At 39.5% G+C, this 20389-nt stretch carries 12 protein-coding genes; 8 read left to right on the forward strand and 4 right to left on the reverse strand.

Annotated elements, in window-relative coordinates; all coding sequences use genetic code 11:
* Nucleotides 1-185: 185 nt before the first annotated feature.
* On the reverse strand, nucleotides 186-3383 hold the full coding sequence (locus AB4140_RS06225; RefSeq protein ID WP_372000179.1) for an efflux RND transporter permease subunit: 3198 nt from the start codon (nucleotides 3381-3383) through the stop codon (nucleotides 186-188).
* A gap of 2 nt (nucleotides 3384-3385) precedes the next feature.
* On the reverse strand, nucleotides 3386-4585 hold the full coding sequence (locus AB4140_RS06230) for an efflux RND transporter periplasmic adaptor subunit (protein WP_372000181.1): 1200 nt from the start codon (nucleotides 4583-4585) through the stop codon (nucleotides 3386-3388).
* A 434-nt stretch (nucleotides 4586-5019) separates the two neighbouring features.
* Here AB4140_RS06230 and galE point away from each other — a divergent pair, with 434 nt between their 5' ends.
* The gene (gene galE / locus AB4140_RS06235; protein ID WP_372000183.1) at nucleotides 5020-6048 is read left to right on the forward strand and encodes a UDP-glucose 4-epimerase GalE; all 1029 of its coding nucleotides are present in this window, start codon (nucleotides 5020-5022) and stop codon (nucleotides 6046-6048) included.
* Nucleotides 6049-6544: 496 nt separating this feature from the next.
* Entirely contained in the window at nucleotides 6545-8140 is a 1596-nt protein-coding gene (locus tag AB4140_RS06240) for a glycoside hydrolase family 43 protein (protein ID WP_372000185.1), read from the forward strand.
* Nucleotides 8141-8255: 115 nt separating this feature from the next.
* Here AB4140_RS06240 and xylA read toward each other — a convergent pair whose 3' ends face one another.
* Together xylA and xylB are read right to left on the reverse strand one after the other, a co-directional pair.
* A complete protein-coding gene (gene xylA, locus AB4140_RS06245; protein WP_102435458.1) occupies nucleotides 8256-9575 on the reverse strand; it encodes a xylose isomerase in 1320 nt (439 codons plus the stop codon).
* A gap of 50 nt (nucleotides 9576-9625) precedes the next feature.
* A complete protein-coding gene (gene xylB, locus AB4140_RS06250) occupies nucleotides 9626-11083 on the reverse strand; it encodes a xylulokinase (protein ID WP_102435456.1) in 1458 nt (485 codons plus the stop codon).
* Nucleotides 11084-11283: 200 nt separating this feature from the next.
* Here xylB and AB4140_RS06255 point away from each other — a divergent pair, with 200 nt between their 5' ends.
* The 6 genes from AB4140_RS06255 (at nucleotide 11284) to AB4140_RS06280 (ending at nucleotide 20368) form a co-directional block, all read left to right on the forward strand.
* On the forward strand, nucleotides 11284-12240 hold the full coding sequence (locus AB4140_RS06255; RefSeq protein ID WP_102435454.1) for a Gfo/Idh/MocA family protein: 957 nt from the start codon (nucleotides 11284-11286) through the stop codon (nucleotides 12238-12240).
* Nucleotides 12241-12353: 113 nt separating this feature from the next.
* Nucleotides 12354-13388 (forward strand): LacI family DNA-binding transcriptional regulator, encoded by a 1035-nt coding sequence (locus AB4140_RS06260; protein ID WP_102435453.1) that lies wholly within the window; start codon nucleotides 12354-12356, stop codon nucleotides 13386-13388.
* Between the two features lie 297 nt (nucleotides 13389-13685).
* The gene (locus AB4140_RS06265; protein ID WP_372000266.1) at nucleotides 13686-14393 is read left to right on the forward strand and encodes an NrtR DNA-binding winged helix domain-containing protein; all 708 of its coding nucleotides are present in this window, start codon (nucleotides 13686-13688) and stop codon (nucleotides 14391-14393) included.
* 141 nt (nucleotides 14394-14534) lie between these two features.
* Nucleotides 14535-15893 carry an MFS transporter gene (locus tag AB4140_RS06270; RefSeq protein ID WP_102435449.1) on the forward strand — a complete coding sequence of 453 codons (1359 nt, stop codon included), beginning with the start codon at nucleotides 14535-14537 and terminating at the stop codon, nucleotides 15891-15893.
* 92 nt (nucleotides 15894-15985) lie between these two features.
* A complete protein-coding gene (locus AB4140_RS06275; RefSeq protein WP_303502109.1) occupies nucleotides 15986-17023 on the forward strand; it encodes a glycoside hydrolase family 43 protein in 1038 nt (345 codons plus the stop codon).
* A gap of 315 nt (nucleotides 17024-17338) precedes the next feature.
* Nucleotides 17339-20368, forward strand: a complete 3030-nt coding sequence (locus AB4140_RS06280) for a TonB-dependent receptor (protein ID WP_372000188.1) — start codon at nucleotides 17339-17341, stop codon at nucleotides 20366-20368.
* Nucleotides 20369-20389 lie beyond the last annotated feature (21 nt).

Below are 20389 nucleotides of genomic sequence, written 5' to 3' on the forward strand. Positions count from 1 at the left end.
CTCTTTTTATTATCTAATTTAGCCATCATAGTTAGTGTTGATGACAATCATATGATGTGTCATATTTTGCAGGCTGATTAGTTAACAAGTATTTTAGTTAATTATCAATGCAATTAACTGAAATTAAAACAATAAAAAAGCGAAACATCCTGTTTCGCTTTTAAGTTGGTCACATTTTTAACCGATTATTTTACTGCTTGACTGGCTAACTCTGCTTTATGCTCTTCAGCTGTTAATGGAAAATAATGTCTCCAAGAACCTCTCAAGAAAATCCGCGTATCTTCAATTGCTATATAAAGACAAGGGATTAAACACAGTGTTACCACTGTTGCGAACAACACCCCAAACGCCAGTGATACGGCCATTGGTATCACCATTTGTGCCTGCATACTGGTTTCAGTCATGATTGGCACTAGACCAATAAAGGTCGTTAAAGAGGTCAACATAATCGCTCTAAAACGTCTGCAACCAGCGTTAATTACCGCATCATTGAGTTTAACCCCTTGTTTTCGGGAATTATTCACATAATCCACCATCACTAGTGAGTCATTGACCACCACACCTGCAGCGGCAATAATCCCGAATACAGAAAGGGCACTTAAATCAATACCTAAAATGATATGGCCAAGCATTGAGCCAATCACGCCAAATGGGATCACCGACATGATCATAAAGGGTTGCACGTATGACTTAAGCGGTATCGCTAATAAGCTGTATATCACCAACATAGAGATAATAAAATCACGCATTTGGGTATCGGCACTATCAAGTTGCTCCTGAATACTGCCAGAAACCTCACTTTTCACTCGAGGGTATTTTGCCAATAATTGCGGAATGAAATTATCACGAATATCTTTGGCGAGTTTAAATGGCTCAGCTTGTTCAGCATCAACCGAGGCCCATACATTAATGGTTCGGTTACCATTTTCACGGCGAATACTACTCACGCCTTGAACTACGTTTATATTAGCGACTTCAGACAGGGGTAATTCAGCACCTTGAGGCGTTTTAATCAACACCTCCTGAACGAGGGCGATAGAGTTACGTTGCTCTTCTGGGTAGCGTAGCATCACCTTGATTTCTTCGCCGTTACGGATAATCCGCTGTGCTTCAAGTCCGTAAAAGCTATTACCGACTTGTGAAGCAATATTGGCCAGGGTTAAGCCTAAACTGTGGGCTAAAGGTTTTAGGTCAAATTGCACTTCTTTGGCAGAGGATTGACGACTGTCATTAATGTCACTCACCCCTTTTAAAGTACCTAACTTTTCTTTTAACTCCTTCGATGCAGCAATTAATTGCGCTTCATCGTTACCCTCTAATCGGAAACTGATATCACCATCATCTCGGCCACCGCCAAACAAGCTATCTTGGATGGTAAAAGATTTAACCCCTGGTATTTTAGGCATTGCTTGGCGCCATAATTCGGCAACTTCGAAGGTATTGATAGGTCTTAATTCGGGGTCGACCAGTTTTGTCCTCACTTCTGCTTTTGTACGACCTTGAAGCTCAACTTGTAACTCAGCAATCATGCCTTGACCATATTGAGATTCAAGATCTTTCTCTACTGTGCGCAGGGCAGACTCAATGGCATGGGCGGCATTAAGGGTTGCGGTTTCTGCGGCATCGACATTCATTTCCAAGGTGATACGAGGAAAATCATGGGGGATTTTAGGTTGCCCAATAAAGCGTACTAAGCCGCTTATATAAAGGGCTGCGCAAATAACAATTAACATCACAAAGGTCGCAATAACTGAATAACGGTATTTTACTGCAGCAGTTAGACTAGGGCGGTAAACATTAGCAATAAAATTCGCTAGGTTTGTTTCAATTTTACCTTGAATAAAGTTAACGATATTTCTTAACCAATCTAACGGATTTTTAGAACCCGGTTGCACAACTTTAGGTTTTTTCATATGCGCTAAATGTGACGGTAAAATTAACTTTGATTCCACTAATGAAAAGATTAAGCACAAAATAACCACAAACCCAATGGCTTGACCAAAGGCTGATGAAGGGCCGTCATCTAAGGTGATCGGTAAAAACGCTGCAATGGTGGTTAATACCCCAAAGGTTGCCGGCATGGCGACCCGTTTAACCCCGCGAATAACACTATCGATATTTTGACCGTTTTCTTCACATTCAGTATGGGCGCTTTCTCCCATCACAATGGCATCATCGACCACAATACCCAATACCAGTATGAAGGCGAATAAACTGATGACATTGATGGTGACATCAATAAAGCCCATTGGCATAAATAATAGCGTACCTAAGAAACACACGGGTAAGCCCATCATTACCCAAAACGCTAACCGCACTCGCAGAAATAACGCCAGCATGATAAAGACTAATAATGCGCCTGTTTTCATGCTATCGAGCATTAAATTTAAACGACCTTCAAGGTAGTAGGTCATATCAACCCAAGGCTCTAAGGTCACACCGTCTGGTAAAATAGCCTGTTTGTCAGTAACGTATTTTTTTAAAGTATCGGCAACATCGGTGATACTTTGGTTTTTAGCGGCGCCAACAAAAAAGGTGACAGCATTTTGGCCATTGAATTTAGAATATTGAATGCCTTCTTCAAAGCCATCGTTGACCGTCGCAACGTCTCCCAGTAATAAGTTAGTACCGTCATCCAAGGTTAATAAGGGTAAATCTTCAAACTCATATCCGACATACGCTTGGTTTTCTACTCGTAAGTTAATGTAGCCATTTTCAGCTTTAATTTGTCCCGCTGACATATTACGGGAATAACCACGTACAGCTTCTGCAACATCGTTAAAACTAAGACCAAATTCTCTGAGTCTGTCTTTACTGACTTCGACACTGATTTCGTAATTAAGTCCGCCATAGAATTCTGAAATATTTACATTAGGCAGTTGCATGATTTCTTGATGAATTTTTTCGCCTAAGTCTTTGAGTTGTCGTTGAGATAAGTCGCCATATAAACTTAAATACATCACTTCTTGGCGTATTTTTATGCGCTCAACTTTCGGAAACTCCATGCCTGCTGGGAATGTTGATACTGAGTCAATTTCTGATTTAACTTCATCCAATACAATTTGCGGATCGTATGAGTCTTCAATTCTGAAATAACCAGAGGCTTGGTTACGATTAGAATAGGTAATAACCCGCTGCAAGCCCTGAACAGTCTCTAAAGCTTGCTCTATTTTGACCGTAATGCCTTCTTCAACTTCTTGGGGCGCAGCGCCCGGATAAACGGCGCTGAACTCAATCCAGTTAATTTCAACTGCAGGGAAGAATTGCTTACGTATGGTGTTTGCTGTCAGTAAGCCACCAAGTAATATGATGATCATTAATAAGTTTGCCGCCACACTGTTGCGGGCAAACCAAGCAATCAAACCTTTATGGGTGTCTTCCATGATTATTCCTTATCTTTGATGGCGATTGCTGATTTAATAATGTCGTCACCTTCAATAGCATCTTGCTGGAGAATCTTATCTTCAGGTAACTTTACTGACATGCCTTCAATAGGGTAATCAAGTGCCGAGGTAATAATATTCATCCCATCTTCTAAACCACTTGAAATAATCACGTTACTGCCGTCTTGGCGAATAATATTAACGGGTAAATAACGCAGTTTCATTTCTGTATCCATGACCGCAACTAAACCGTTTACAATCAGGTGGCGGGGAATAATTGCAACGCTGCCAGCTTGTGTGCCACCAATATGTGCTGTGACATAGGTGCCAAAGCGTAATTCTTTATGGTTACCTTTAAGTGCATAAGGGTCATTTATTTCAGCGACTAAATAAGTCATACGACTCTTACTATCAATCACACCTTCGCTACGGACAATCGTGCCTTGCCATTGCTGTTTTTCACCGGCGAAGTTACCCACCAAACTTACTTCAGCATTAGCGCCTTTTCTGTCTAGATATTGCATTTCTTTATCTGCAAGTGGCAAACGTACTTCAGCAATTTCAGTGTTATACAAGGTGCCAATTGATGCGCCATTGCCAACATAAGTGCCTAAGCCAATATTACGACTGGCGATTAACGAATCATAAGGTGCTTTAATCACTGAACGTTCTAAATTACGTTGGGCACGATGTAAGCCGGCTTCAGCACTTTTCAACTTAGCGATTTCTTTGGCTAATTGAGGTTTACGTAAACTTAAATCGCTAGGTTTACTATCGGTAATCTCAGCCCATTCACGTTCGGCTACTGCTGCAGTGGCTTTTTCTAGCACTAGGTTTGATTTAGCTGATGCCAGTTCAGCTTGTGCATCAAGTAATGCTGATTCGTAATCACTTGGATCTATTTTGGCGAGTATCTGGCCTTTTTTGACGAAGCCTCCTTTTACAAAGGCTTCTGCAAGGTAGGTGATTTCACCATTCACTTGTGCCACTAATTCAGTTTGATACTTAGGGTTAACAACCCCATAAGAGCTAACCGTAAATGTCATTGGCTTATATTCAATGCTTTGTACTGATACAAGCGGGGTCGTGTCTACTGGTGGTTTTTCTTCGGGTGGTTGCTTCATGGCAACTAACGCCGCTGTTATGGCAATGCCAGAACCTATAATTAAGAAAGGAAATACTTTTTGCATTGTGGTCGCCACGGGACATCCTTTTTGAAGAGATAACACAAACCTTTCGCGCTTGTGTGCAAATGAGTTATCGACATTATATGGAGATGTTAATAAACCTGTTAACTGTAAGTGGTAACAATGTGTAATTTAATGTTTCAAATGTTTCGAGACTGACAGTTTACTTATTACCTATAGCGACAATTGTGCATATAAAGTCCCATTATTTGATAGTAATTCATAACGTTAAACGAGCTTGTCACATAAGTATTGGCAAGGTTGTAAATGTATACACTGGGTTTAAATGTGAGGCTGGTAAGGAAAAAAATAGGTAATAAAACCACATTCATTAACATATTGTGCTGATTTACGCTCATGAAGCTAATTTTTAATAGTAATTTCGAGTGCTAAGGTTCAAAATCACTGATTATAAATGCTCATTTTTATCTTTCACACAAGGAACAGTAATGAACGTATTAGTTACCGGTGGTGCTGGCTATATCGGCTCACATACAGTGTTATCACTGCTAGAAAACAATTGTAATGTCGTTGTTTTTGATAACCTGTTTAATTCAAATATTGAGTCAATTAAGCGAGTAGAGGCATTAACTGGGAAATCGGTAATTTTTATAGAAGGTGACATTCGTGACAAACACGCTTTAACCGCAGTTTTTGAGCAATTTGATATTCAAACCGTGATCCATTTTGCAGCCCTTAAAGCTGTCGGTGAATCAGCGCAAATTCCACTTGAGTATTATCAAAACAATGTTCATGGTTCAGTTTGTTTGTTAGAAGTTATGGCCGAACATAATGTTTATAACTTTATATTTAGTTCATCAGCGACCGTTTATGGCGAAGAAAATGATGTGCCTTATGTTGAGACCATGAAGTTAGGTACACCTTCAAGCCCTTATGGGGCAACTAAAGTAATGGTCGAACGGGTGATGGCAGATTTTGCTGTATCAAACAGTAATTTTAGAGGGGTATCATTACGTTACTTTAATCCTATTGGTGCCCATGAAAGCGGCCAAATTGGTGAGTCACCAAAAGGTATTCCTAACAATCTTCTGCCTTATGTTGCTCAAGTTATGGTGGGGAAACGTGAAAAGCTAAGTATTTTTGGTGCTGATTATCCAACTAAAGATGGTACCTGTGAACGTGACTATCTACATGTAATGGATTTGGCAGAGGGGCATGTTGCAGCAATGAACTGGTTAGACAACAATGCTAGCTTTACGGGAGTTGAGTCGTTTAACTTAGGTACAGGTAATGGCGTATCGGTATTTGATATTGTTTCAGCGTTTGAAAAGGCGGTTGCAAAACCTATCCCTTATGAAGTTAGTCCAAGACGAGCAGGGGATTTAGCTGCATTTTGGGCCAATGCGCAAAAAGCTAATCAACAATTGAATTGGCAAGCAAAGCGCAGTTTAGATCAAATGATGGTTGATACCTGGCGCTGGCAATCAGCTAATCCTAATGGTTATGATCAAGCGTAACGTTAGTCTTAATGTCTCGCAGCATGAGTTGAAAGCGCCTTTATGTGAAAATGAAGGCGTTTATCACACATCTTGGTTAAGTAAATCCCCCTTAAATAATCACAGCAACAATCAGTTAAACGATTACTTAAACAATCATTTCTACGATCAATTCAAACAGAAAGAATGCCTTTAAAAGCTAGTCTGTTGTCGGCACTTTTTCATCAATACTAACAATTTCCATTTTCTTAAATATCAGCAAAAGTCCGACATACACGCCAACCAAATTTAGCCCTAAACCTATCCGTTATATGACACATGTATCATTCAGTAGAGTCTATTAAACAGTAATTATTTAGTTGATATAAAAGCAATTAATATGTCAGTTTTTTGGTGAATGAACATTGAAAAATAAGCTTTTTTAGCAATAATTCCACCTCTAATGTTAGCGCTAACAACTGTTGTGTGATATAAAATAACTCACTTTTTAACTTTGTCGTTACAAAACAGGTTGCTTATGAGTCAACAAATAAACCCAATTTTACCAGGTTTTCATCCCGACCCCAGTATTGTCAGAGTAGGCGATGACTATTACATTGCCGTGTCGACATTTGAATGGTATCCCGGAGTTCAAATTTTCCATTCTGTGGATTTGGTTAATTGGAAATTAGTGAGTAGGCCATTAAATCGGGCTGCACTACTGGATATGACAGGTTGTCCTGACTCATGTGGTATCTGGGCGCCTTGTTTGAGTTATGCGGAAGGTTTGTTCTATCTCATTTATACCAATGTAAAACGATTTGATGGAAATTTTAAAGATACCCCTAATTATCTAACGACGTGTAGCACCATTGATGGTGAATGGAGTAACCCGGTTTATTTAAATAGCAGTGGTTTTGACCCATCATTATTTCATGATGACGATGGCAGTAAATGGTTAGTTAATATGCTGTGGGATCATCGACCAAATAAACATCCCTTTGCAGGGATAGTATTGCAGCAATATTGCCACAAACAGCAAAAGTTAATTGGCACAGCAGTTAATATATTTGCTGGTAGCCCTCATCGCCTTACAGAAGGCCCACACTTGTATAAGATAAATGATTATTATTATTTATTAACGGCAGAAGGTGGCACCAGTTATGAACATGCTTGCACGTTTGCGCGTTCAAAGCATATCGCGGGTCCTTATGAGATTGATCCCAATGTACATGTATTGACGTCTAAAGATCATCTCGATAAACCCTTACAGCGAACAGGTCATGGAGGTTTAGTTCAAACTCAAGAAGGGCAATGGTATTTAACCCATCTGCTCTCTAGGCCGCTAAAACTAGATGATGGTGTTAAGCGCAGCCCGTTAGGGCGAGAAACCGGTATTCAAGCATTAATATTACATGATGATGCTTGGTTTAGGCTGGCATCGGGTGAAGTGTATGGTGAGGTTAATCCTATAGGCTTAACCGTTACACCCAAAAGAGATTTCTCACATTATGATGACTTTTCAACCTCGATATTACCCTGCCATTATCAATGGTTGAGAATCCCAAATCCTGAATGTTTTTATAGTTTAACGGATAAGCCTGGCGCGTTGACTTTGTATGGTAAACATTCTGTAGGTAGTACCTTTAAACAGGCACTTATCGCGAGAAGACAACAGCATTTATCTTTTGTGGCACAAACTCAATTACGCTTTAAACCAATGAGCTTTCAGCAACAAGCAGGGTTAATTTGCTATTACAATGCGCATAAGTTTCATTATTTGTATGTTTCATATGATGATGAAAAAGGTGTGCATATCGATGTTATGAGCTGTTTGGGTGATGAATCTTTAAAAGCTGATTTTCCCATTTATCAAAAACGGCTGCCAATTAGCAGCGAGACTGTGAGCCTTAGGGCTGAAGTTGATAATGAGCTGCTGACCTTTAGTTATTCGGTTGAGAAGGATGTGTGGTTACCTATTTGCGAATTAGATTACAGTGTTATTTCTGATGAAGCAGGAAAGGGTGAAGGCGCTAATTTTACTGGTGCATTTATTGGGATGTGTTGCCAAGATTTAACCGGCGCAAATATTGCCGCTGAGTTTAACTATTTTGATTATCAAGAAAAGCATTAGCGATTTAACATCTTAATAAATCAGCGTTAAAAAAATAGGCCATCTTAAAATAAGATGGCCTATTTTCTATACATTCATTTAAACCACAAGCAAAGAGGTTTATTAGAAATCAATTTTAAATATAGCGATTAACCACATTTTCAAGTAATTCTTGGCGTCCAGAAACCGATGTTGGATTGATATTCTGCTCATGGACTACCTTAGCTAAGCTTTCTAAGCTATGTTGACCATCAAAAATATCTTTACCAAGTCCTTTATTCCAGCCTGCATAACGTTGCTCTACAAATGAAGATAACGGTGCATCTTCAATAAGTTGTGCTGCATTAAGTAGTGATTTAGCCATGGTATCCATACCACCAATGTGACCATGGAATAAATCATCATTTTCACACGATTGACGACGAAGTTTTGTATCGAAATTTAATCCGCCGGTTGTAAAACCACCTGATTTTAAAATTTCGTACATCACTAAGGTACATTCAGCAACATCGTTAGGGTATTGGTCTGTGTCCCAACCATTTTGCATATCACCACGGTTAGCATCGATACTGCCCATAATGCCTTCAGCACATGCTACAGCTACTTCATGATGGAAGCTGTGTCCAGCCAAGGTTGCGTGGTTAGCTTCAATATTTACTTTAATTTCATCTTGTAAACCGTGCTTGTGTAAGAAGCCTGCGACGGTTGCAGTGTCATAATCGTATTGATGTTTAGTCGGTTCTTGAGGCTTAGGCTCGATTAACAAAGTGCCTTTAAAACCAATTTTATGTTTATGTTCTACTACCATTTTTAAAAAGCGTGCGTACTGTTCGCTTTCTTGCTTTAAGTTAGTATTCAGTAGCGAATCATACCCTTCACGGCCGCCCCATAACACGTAGTTTTCGCCACCTAAACGGTTAGTCACTTCCATTGCGTGTTTTACTTGAGCTGCGCCATAGGCAAACACTTCAGGGTTTGGATTCGTAGCACCACCTGCACAAAAACGTTTATTTGAGAACAGATTAGCTGTACCCCAAAGTAATTTAACGCCAGTACGCTGCATTTCTTTTTCTAGAATGTCTGCAATGTGGTTTACGTTAGCATGGCTTTCTTTTAACGTTGCGCCTTCAGGAGCAATATCGGTGTCGTGAAAGCAAAAATAGGGTACACCAAGCTTTTCAAAAAATTCGAATGCAACCTTGGCTTTTTGTTCAGCTAGAGCCAGTTGATCACCTACAGGTTGGATCCAAGGGCGATCGAAGGTACCTTCACCAAAAATATCAAAACCCGTTGAACAGAAGTTATGCCAGTAACAAGCGGCAAAACGCAAATGTTGTTTCATTGTTTTACCAAGAACGACACGATTTTCGTCGTAGTAACGAAATGCTAAAGGGTTTTTACTGGCTTCGCCTTCGTATTTGATTTTTTCGATATTATTAAAAAATTGTTCGCTCATGTTGACTCCGTTTCTTTTAGTTAATTTAATACTATTTAAGGGTTTAATTATTAAAATAGATGTTTGGTTGCTTGGTATAAGGCTTTAAATTTTTGATATTGATCGGCGTAATAAACTTGCATTTCAGGGTTAGGTAATACCAGGTGTTCAAGCTTGCCACTGGTGCAGATTGATTCAAGAGGACTCTGTTCTACAGCAATTCTTGCTAACCTTGCTGCGCCATATGCCGGTCCGACTTCACCGCCTTCACGGTATGAAAGTGAACGGTTCAATACGCTAGCAAGAATATCTCCCCATAATCGACTTTTTGAACCACCGCCAATAACCGTAATTTCATCAATGGTTGCACCCGCATCTAGTAACACCTGTTGACCATCAGCAAAAGCAAATGCCACACCTTCTAATACTGCGCGGCCAAGGCTGGCAGCAGTGGTGTTATGGTCTAAACCAAAGAAAACGCCTTTGGCATTCGGGTTATTGTGCGGGGTTCGTTCACCAGAAAGGTAAGGTAAAAACAACACTGAGTTTGGCTGACTAAAATCACATTTAGCGATTTGTTCTAGTAGGGCTGATTCATTGCCATAACCTGTTAGTTTTGTCACCCAACTCAAACAACTTGCCGCGCTTAATACCACCGACATTTGATGCCAGGTATCACTCAAACAGTGACAAAAAGTATGGGCAGCGTTATCTGGATTAGGTAAATATTGCTCATTTGCAACAAAATAAACGCCAGACGTGCCTAGAGATAAAAATGCTTGGTTTGGCTTAATCACGCCGATACCAATTGCGCCAGCGGCATTGTCACCCGCGCCAGCAACAACAGGCACAGAATCCATGCCCCATAAACTGGCAATATTCGGGCTTAACTTGCCTGTTATATCTGTGCCTTCAAATAGCTGCGGCATATGTTCAATGCTTAAAGAAGTTGCCGTTAGCATCGCTTCAGACCAGCAACGATTCTTGACATCTAACCACAGGGTACCTGCGGAGTCAGACATGTCTGATGCAAAATCCCCAGTCATTTTGAAACGTAAAAAATCTTTAGGTAATAATACCTTGGATACTTTGTTAAAGTTTTCAGGTTCATGCTCTTTTACCCATAACAACTTTGGTGCAGTAAAGCCTGGCATCGCAATGTTACCGGTAATATTACGCGAGTTGGGTTCATTTTCTTCTAAGGTTTTACATTGAATTTCGCTTCGACCATCATTCCATAATATCGCCGGACGAATAACTTGGTTGTCGCTATCTAGTAAAGTCGCCCCATGCATTTGACCTGACAAACCAATAGACTTAATCGCTTTGAGTAATTCAGGCTTTTGGGTTTTAAGCTCTGCCATCGCTGAACAGGTAGCTTGCCACCAATGATTTGGATCTTGTTCTGACCATTGGTCGTGGGGACGAGATATTGTCAGTGCTGAACTGGCTTGTGCTAACAACTGATCATTATTGTCTAAGATAATGACCTTCACACAAGAGGTTCCTAAGTCTATTCCAAGGTACATAATTCTATCCGTTGTTATGAGTTTCTATTTTTTGTTAGCGCTAACATTATCATTGAGTTTTAAATCTATCAAGTGTATTTTGTTTCATTAATGTTAACTTTGGTTGGCTGTTAATCGAGTTAATAGCAGATAGCGCAGGTTTTACAGCGCGATAAATCGCTTTTGATAAGGCAATTTGATGAATATAAAGGGAGTAAAGTATGGCCAAGCTAAATTGGGGGATTGTTAGCGCAGGAAGGATTGCAGCTTTATTTTGTCAGGACTTAGTCTTTTCTGAGAATAGCCATTTATATGCGGTAGCAGCCAGAAAGCAAACTGATGCCGATGAATTTGCCAAGCAATACCAGGTTGAAAAAGCGTATCAAGGCTACCAAGCATTATTTGATGATCCAAAGGTTGATATTGTGTATATCGGCACCCCACATAATTTTCACTTTCAACAAGCCTTCGATGCGTTGACTGCTGGAAAGCATGTACTGTGCGAAAAACCGATGACAGTTTCAACAGAGCAATGCCAAATTTTGGTCACCTTAGCCCAAGATAAAGGCTTGCTGCTGATGGAAGCCTTATGGACTTACTTTTTACCTGCGATGCAACAAGCTAAGCAATGGTTAAATGATGGCCGAATTGGCAAGCTTAAGCACATTAAAGTTGATTTTGGTTATCCCGTGCCGTTTAACCCAGATGGCCGAGAATATAATGCTGAATTGGCGGGTGGTTGTTTATTGGATATGGGAATTTATCCCTTGGCAATTGCAGATTACTTCCTACAGTCTGATATCGATAATCTCTATGTTCAAGCACATGTCTGCGAAACAGGTGTGGAAGATGATGTCATCATTATTGGCAAAAGTGATGATGTGATGGTTAGCCTTGCAACTTCATTTCAATGTCGATTGGGTAATAATGCTTATCTTATTGGCGATAAGGGTTACATCTTGATCCCTGATGCATTTAGAGCGAAAGAATGTCATTTATTTCATCTTGATGATTTAATCGAAAGTTTTAGTGATGATAGACAATCATTAGGTTATCACTTTGAGGCAGATGAAGCATGCCGACTGATTAAGCAGGGCAAGGCTGAAAGTGCAGTGGTTACCCATCAACATAGCTTATTGTTTCAAGTACAGTTAGCCAAGGTTAAGGCGCTTATTTAAGGCTTAAGGTTAGTGTTTCTGTATCATTAAGTTTTTTAATATTAACGATATATTTATGAAGTACGTGAGTAGCTGTTTATATTTTTGACCTGATAATGATGAGTAGGCAAGTTATGGGTAAGGTAAAAAAAGCACGCATACAGGATGTCGCATTAGCAGCTGGTGTCTCAATGATGACAGTATCGCGGGTTTTAAACCAAGATCCTAACGTCAGTGATAATACTCGCAGTAAAGTGCTAGCTGTGGCTAAGCAGTTACACTATCGACCTAATGAATCTGCACGTCGATTAGCCAGTAATAAATCCTATTTACTCGGATTAATATATGACAATCCAAGTGATGCCTATATTAGCCAGTTTTTGTTAAGTGCATTGAAAAACTGTCGTGCTAAAGGGTTTCACCTCGTGGTAGATGAAGCAGACAATAACCTTGATATAACACTGCAATCAGTAAATGATCTGATTAACGAAACCAAAGTGGATGGAATAATTTTACTGCCTCCGGTTTGTGACCAAAAGGAAATAATTGATTGTTTACAACGGGCTAATGTTCCGTTTGTAAGAGTCGCGCCGGATAGTCAATTAACTGTTTCACCCTATATTTGTATGGACGACTATCAAGCCGCTTTTGATTTAACGGAAACACTAATAAAACAAGGTCATCATAAAATTGGCCATATTATTGGTGATCCGAAGCAAGGGGTTAGTCGTTTACGCTATCAAGGTTATTTAGATGCACTGCGTTCAAATAGAATAAATACCCCACCGGAATACATAGAGCAAGGTTGCTTTAGCTATCAATCTGGAATGTTAGCTGCGAAGAAAATGTTGTCGTTAACTGATAAACCTAGCGCTATCTTTGCAGCTAATGATGATATGGCTGCCGCAGTCATATCAATTGCCCAAAACCAAGGGCTGAATGTCCCTAATGACTTATCTGTTGTCGGTTTTGATGATACAACGCTTGCTACGATTGTATGGCCAAACATCACTACGGTTAGGCAACCTATCAATGACATGGCCAAGTTAGCGGTGAGTTTATTTACCGCTAATAAAAATAAAGACTTTTCTGATCTAAAAGGCACTCAACTACGCAACATTCTAGACTTTACTATTATCCAAAGAGAGTCGAGTAAAGCGAACACGTAAACGACTAAAAGTGTTAATAAACTGGTTTTAACAATACTCACATCAAAAATTTGGAGGCATAAACACACGTTTACACTTGGGTGTTTATGCACTCAACATTTAACTTTTCAGTCTCTCAAAGTATAAATTGAAATTGTATCAGTCATTTACAATTATGATTTTGATGAGTAAAGTGTTTTATAAATTTCTGTTGTGTATGACTTTAGAATAGGGTGTTTAGCTAGCTATTGACTGCTACATCCCCTCAAGTTGTATCACATTGCTTGCTCTATTATTTGGATACCCCCCGTGAACTTTATAAACGAAGTTATTAATGAAGAAACGATTCCAGCTGATTGTATTAGTAACTTAACCGTTGATAATCTTATTTTTACCCTGCATGAAGGTAAGCTAAAAGTATTGCTCGTTAAATACAATCAAGGGCTTGCAACTAACCAGTGGGGGCTCGTTGGACACTGGGTACGTAGTAATGAGAATCTTGAAACGGCGGCATCTCGCGTCGTTAAAAATACCACGGGTGTCGAAAACTTGTACTTAGATCAGCTAGGTGCATTTGGTGATGTTGACCGTTATCCTGCCAGACGTATTATTACCATTGCTTTTTATTCATTAGTGCGTTTTGATGACACTGATTTAGCTCATGGTGCCAATGCTATTGAGTGTGAATGGTTTGATGTGAGACAAGTCCCTAAATTAATGTTTGATCATGGCAACATTCTCGCCAGCTGCTTAAATCATTTAAAATACAAAGTAAGACATGAACCCTTAGGTTTCAGTCTATTACCTGAGAAGTTCACTTTATTACAACTGCAAGAATTGTATGAATCTATATTGGGTTTAACCTTAGACAAACCTAACTTTCGTCGAAAAATTTTAAAGATGGATTTATTGATAGATTGCAAAGAAAAACAACGTAATGTGGCACATCGCGCTGCCGCATTGTACCGTTTTGACATTGATGTTTATGAAAAGCTGACGCAATTCGGTTATACCTTTGAATACTAAAACATAAGTTTTGCTACCCCATCAAAGACAGCAATCGCTGTCTTTTTTTACATCCTGTTAATAATTACCTAAAGCTGTTTACAATGTTAATTAATTGATATAGTGTTTGTGACTATAACCTTTAATTGGAATGTAATGGTAATGGAAAAGACGAATAAGAAACTCACCATTAAAGAAAAGCTTGGCTATGGCCTAGGAGACACTGCAAGTAACATCGTGTTTCAAATGGTCGCCAACTTTATGTTGATTTTCTATACCGATGTTTATGGTCTCTCAGCTGCAGCAGCCGGAACCTTATTGTTATCGGTTAGGCTTTTTGACGGATTAACTGACCCTATCATGGGCGGTCTAGCAGATAGAACTCGTACTCGTTGGGGCTCATACCGTCCATACATTCTAATGTTAGCAGTACCTTATGGCGTTTTAGCCTGCTTAGCGTTTATCACCCCTGATTTTGATAGTACGGGTAAGTTGATTTATGCCTACGTGACTTATGGGCTGCTAATGACATGTTACACGGCAATTAACATTCCATATGGTGCTTTAGGTGGGGTGATGGCTTCAGATCCTAAAGAAAGGACCTCTTTACAATCTTTTAGATTTGCCATGGCGATGGCTGCGCTGGTGGTTATTGTTTGGGCAATACCAAGGTTAGTCGAATATTTTGGTCAAGGGAATGATGCTGTAGGTTATCCATTAGCAATGATTTTCATGGGGACATTAGCCGCTATCTGTTTCTTAATGTGTTTTGCAATGACCAAAGAAACACTCACTAACACGGATGCGAGTAAACGCTCGACTCAGAGTATTTTTAAAGATTTCTTTCAGTTATTTAAAAATGATCAATGGTTAGTCATTGCCATTATTAGTCTAGCGACGTTAATTCTTATCGGTATTCGAGCATCTGTTGCACCGCATTATATTAAATATTACATCGGTGATGAATCGCTGCTATCGAATTTTTTAACATTGGCAGCAGTGGGTTCAGTACTTGGTGCGATATCGACTAATTTCCTGTCTAAGTTTATTGAGAAAAAGATCCTGTTTCAGGTGGCATTAGTGGTAGTGATAATTTCACATTCATTATTTTATGTCATAGGCAGTGACCAAATAGCACTTATCTTTATTGCTTACTTCATCGCCAACTTTGCCCATATGATCATAACGCCCATTATGTTTTCAATGGTTGCTGACACTGTTGATTACGGCGTTGAGAAAATGGGTAAACGTTTAACGGCTATCACTTTTTCAGGGCATTTGTTAGCCATTAAATTTGGGTTTGCTATTGGTGGCGCATTAGCTGGTTGGATATTGTCTGCATATGACTATGTCCCTAATGAAGTACAAACTGAACATACACTGTCAGGTATTTTATTGGCCTTTGCCGGAATACCGATTGCCTGCACCATCATCTGTTTATTTGTCATTAGTAAATATCGTTTAACAGAAATGGAAGTTAAAAAAATTCAATTAAATCTACTTGAAACAAAATGTAGCTAGTTATTTTGATTATTGAAGATTGTTAATTTAAAAGTATTCGTTGAAATCTTGGTGTTGTATTGGGTGCTAAGGTTAAATAGAAAAGGGAAACCATGATTAATAAAGAAGTAAGTGATGCTGAAAGGAAGCAGCAATTGGATATTGAAAATGCTCATTCATTTAAACAGAAGGATGAACCATTAGTATCTCATATATATACAGCCGATCCTTCTGCTCATGTGTTTGAGGATAAAATATATATCTATCCTTCACATGATATAGAAACTGATACTCAAATTAATGACGATGGCGATCATTTTGCCATGAAAGATTATCATGTTTTATCTATTGATAATGATACTAATGACGTGATTGATCATGGTGTTGCTTTGAGTGTAGAAAATGTTAAGTGGGCGAGTAAGCAAATGTGGGCGCCAGATGCTGCTCATAAAAATGGCGCTTATTATTTTTATTTTCCGGCTCGTGATTTACAAGGTATTTTTAGAATTGGCGTAGCAACAAGCCATTCACCAGCAGGCCCCTTTGTTGCTGAAGATAATTATATTGAAGGTTCATTTAGTATAGACCCGGCTGTTTTTGAAGATGATGATGGCAGTTATTACTTATATTTTGGTGGTTTATGGGGCGGGCAATTACAAAATTGGCATGAAGGCCAGTTTAGTCTGCAAGACAGTTACCCTGAAGATGAGCAAGCTGCATTGCCAGCCAAAATGGCAAAGTTATCAGATGATATGTTGTCTTTAGCCGAAGAGGTTCAAGACATCGTTATTGTCGATGAAAAGGGTCATCCAATCACCACAGCTGATAACCAACGTCGTTTCTTTGAAGCGTCTTGGGTACATAAACATAATGGGAAATATTATTTTTCATACTCTACTGGAGATACCCATAATATTGCTTATGGTATTGGTGATAATCCTTATGGGCCATTTGTATATCAAGGTGTGATATTAAATCCCGTTTTAGGTTGGACTAACCATCATTCAATTGTGGAGCATCAAGGAAAGTGGTTTTTATTCTACCATGATGCCAGTTTATCGTCGGGTCAAACACATTTGCGTTGTGTGAAAAAAACACAATTACACCATGATTCAGACGGTCAAATAATAACCATAACAGCATATGAGTAATGCTTTGTATAAAGCGGGATAGCAACATTTTTATTTGTCTAAATAAGTTATGGTCAATTTGACCAGTAGATTTAAATAATACAGGTAAAGATTAACGAAAAGTTTACACATTTAAATACGCAATAATGAGCAGAGAATCGACAAACTATAGCTTTATATTGAATTTAACGATTTAATAACATACGAATCGATTGCAGTCTTTGTTAGTACTCTTTATTGGATTTTTAAATCAAACGGTTAGTTACTTCTGGGGAGTAATTAATTGAAAAAGGAGTCATTGCCATTTTGGCAATAACGAAGCGAGGGGAGAATGAGATGTTTAATAAAAAGATAATAGCCACTTCAATTCTAGCAGCATTAAGTTCAATGTCTGCGACACATAGCAGTTATGCTGCAGAAGCAGCTGATGACGTCGAAGTGATTCAAGTGACAGGTATTCGTGGCAGTTTAATCCGTTCAATGGATCTAAAACGCGAAGCCGAAGGTGTTGTTGATGCCATTTCTGCAGAAGATATTGGTAAATTTCCGGATACTAACTTAGCGGAGTCACTGCAACGTATTACTGGTGTTTCTATTGACCGTTCTAACGGTGAAGGTAGTACTGTGACTGTGCGTGGTTTTGGCTCGGCACAAAATCTTATCACCTTAAATGGACGACAGTTACCTAATACTACAGGTAGTCGTACGTTTGATTTTGCCAATGTCGCTGCCGAAAGTGTATCCGGTGTTGAAGTTTATAAAACCTCTGATGCCAGCATTACTACTGGTGGTATTGGTGCAACGATTAATTTAAGTACTTATAAACCACTAGATGCACCCGGTCTAACAGCCAGTCTGTCAGGTAAAGCTGTAGATGATGCTTCGACTGAAACAGGTGGGGTTACTCCTGAGTTTAGCGGTTTATATTCACAAACTTTTGCTGATGATACTTTTGGTATTGCTATTTCAGGTAGTTATCAAGAACGTGAAAGTGGTATGAAACAGTTTTTAGCCGATCAAGGCTATCGTGCCAGTGACGCGAGCAACACAGGTTGGGGCGGCGTACCAGCAGGTGCTGAAGGCGGAACTAATCGTCCAACTATGGGTATTTACTCAAACCCACAACAGCCACGCTATGTCATGGAAGAACGTCAACGTGAACGTATCAATGGCCAATTAACATTACAATATCGTCCAATTGAAAACTTTACTGCGACATTGGATTACACCACCTTCAGAAATACCATTGAAGAACAGCATACTGATGCTTCAGTTTGGTTTAACTATGCCGGCGATCGCAGTGAATCAGTTTGGACGGGTGAGCCCAATGCTGTGCCATTAATTTATTCTGAAATTTATGACATCAACAGCCCTGGTGATTTAAAAGATACTTCACTAACAGTGGGTGCTTGGGGTCGTGAAGAGGTTACTGATTCAATTGGCTTAAACCTTGATTGGCAGGTAACAGAAGATTTAGTGTTAACGCTAGATCATCATAGCTCTAAAGCCAACATGAAAGCGTCGGATCCACGTCACGGTACTCGTAACAACGTGCAATTACCGTCATATACGCGTAGCCGTACCGGCCTTGATTTAACGGGCAGTTTACCGGGCATTGCTGTAGGCGATATCGAAAACTTTAACCCTAGTACCATGCGTTTATCAGGAAGTTGGTTTGCCAATGACAAATACACGTCAGAAATTGATCAAACTCAATTAGATGGTAAATACCATTTTAACAGTGATTTAAGTATTGATTTTGGTGTTTCGCTTAACACTGTGAATAACCGCTATCGTCATACTCAAGTGCAACGCCCAGATTGGGGTGGCGTCGGTGAAGAAGGTGACTTCGAGGATATTAATTGGACTGAAGATACCATCCTAGACAAATTTGATGATACAGGTACCGCTGGTGATTTTGAAGGTACTCCAACCCAAAGTGATTACGATTTATTTAATCGTATTTTCTTTGCTGACTTTGATGAGATCATCAGTGCTGCAGAATATGCCGATCCTATCGCTAATGTTGATGGTCTATATGGTGATTGTAAGGCCGCCTCTGGCGCTGCTGCAGGTCCTAATGGAGAAGGCCAATTCTGTGCTTCGACGAATTGGGATGCTGATACCAACCGCTTTACTGAAGAAGAAACCACCGCAGCATACATTCAAGCTAATTTCTTAGGTGAAATGTTTGATATGCCATATAGCGTACATGTCGGTCTACGTTATGAACAAACTGATGTAGTCTCGACAGCTTCGGCGCCGGGTTATAGCCGCGTTGAATGGAACGAAGACACATCCACCTCTATCACGGGGCAAACAGGTATTGAAACTCTAAAGCAAAGTGCTGACTACGATATTTTCTTACCAAACATTAACTTTAACTTAGATGTGACCGAAGATGTACGCGTTCGCGCAGCAGTAGGTAAAACAATTTCACGTGCGGGTTATAACTCGCTGTTAGGTGGAACGACCATTAATACGGGTGGTAATTTAAGTGGGTACTCTGGCAGTTCAGGGAATCCTGGCTTAGAACCATTAGAGTCAATTAACTATGACTTGTCTGCAGAGTGGTATTACGATGCGGGTAGTTATGCTTCTTTGGGTTATTTCAGAAAGGACGTGTCTAACTGGATTAGCTATGGCTCTAAACAGTCTAATATTTTCAATCTATCTAACCCTTTGAGTGGTGATAAATTTAATGCGGCAGTGGCAGCTTTAGGTGCTAACGCATCAAATGAGCAAATTCGTACTTATATTTTTGAAAATTATGCAGATGATCCAAACGTAACGCCAAATTTTGATGATGATGGCTTGTTAGATGGTGGTACGATTGCTGGCGACCCATTAACAGATGATGAAGTCGTATTTGACTTAAATGTACCTATTAATGGTGACACAGAACATACCATTGATGGCATTGAGTTTAATGTACAACACTTATTTGGTGAAACGGGTTTCGGCGGTATTGTAAACTACACCATGGTTGATTCTGACCTGCAATATGATGATAGTTCGCTTGAAGATACTGAAGCATTGGTTGGGTTAAGTGATACTGCTAACTTAGTGTTATTTTACGATAACTACGGTGTGCAGGCGCGTGTTGCTTATAACTGGCGTGATGAGTTCTTGTCAGATAAACGCGTTAATGGCGATCTAACCACGCCTATCTACACTGAAGAATATTATCAAATTGACTTCAGTATTAGTTATGACATTCCAGCAGTTGAAGGACTTACCGTCTTTGCTGAAGGGATAAACATTACTGAAGAAGTCGTGAGAAAACATGGTCGTCAAAGCCAATTAGTGTTTGAAACAACACAAACAGGTGCGCGATATGGATTAGGGGTTCGCTATACGTTCTAGTAGCGAGCTGTAAATGATAGC

The sequence above is a fragment of the Shewanella sp. 10N.286.51.B2 genome (assembly GCF_041469265.1).
In the GTDB taxonomy this organism is placed as follows: domain Bacteria; phylum Pseudomonadota; class Gammaproteobacteria; order Enterobacterales; family Shewanellaceae; genus Shewanella.

Bases quoted from the DNA above. Each gene is read 5' to 3' on its own strand.
- galE (WP_372000183.1), top strand. From the start codon at position 5,020: ATGAACGTATTAGTTACCGGTGGTGCTGGCTATATCGGCTCACATACA.
- xylA (WP_102435458.1), bottom strand. From the start codon at position 9,575: ATGAGCGAACAATTTTTTAATAATATCGAAAAAATCAAATACGAAGGC.
- AB4140_RS06270 (WP_102435449.1), top strand. From the start codon at position 14,535: ATGGAAAAGACGAATAAGAAACTCACCATTAAAGAAAAGCTTGGCTAT.
- AB4140_RS06225 (WP_372000179.1), bottom strand. From the start codon at position 3,383: ATGGAAGACACCCATAAAGGTTTGATTGCTTGGTTTGCCCGCAACAGT.
- AB4140_RS06255 (WP_102435454.1), top strand. From the start codon at position 11,284: ATGGCCAAGCTAAATTGGGGGATTGTTAGCGCAGGAAGGATTGCAGCT.
- AB4140_RS06280 (WP_372000188.1), top strand. From the start codon at position 17,339: ATGTTTAATAAAAAGATAATAGCCACTTCAATTCTAGCAGCATTAAGT.
- AB4140_RS06260 (WP_102435453.1), top strand. From the start codon at position 12,354: ATGGGTAAGGTAAAAAAAGCACGCATACAGGATGTCGCATTAGCAGCT.
- xylB (WP_102435456.1), bottom strand. From the start codon at position 11,083: ATGTACCTTGGAATAGACTTAGGAACCTCTTGTGTGAAGGTCATTATC.
- AB4140_RS06275 (WP_303502109.1), top strand. From the start codon at position 15,986: ATGATTAATAAAGAAGTAAGTGATGCTGAAAGGAAGCAGCAATTGGAT.
- AB4140_RS06240 (WP_372000185.1), top strand. From the start codon at position 6,545: ATGAGTCAACAAATAAACCCAATTTTACCAGGTTTTCATCCCGACCCC.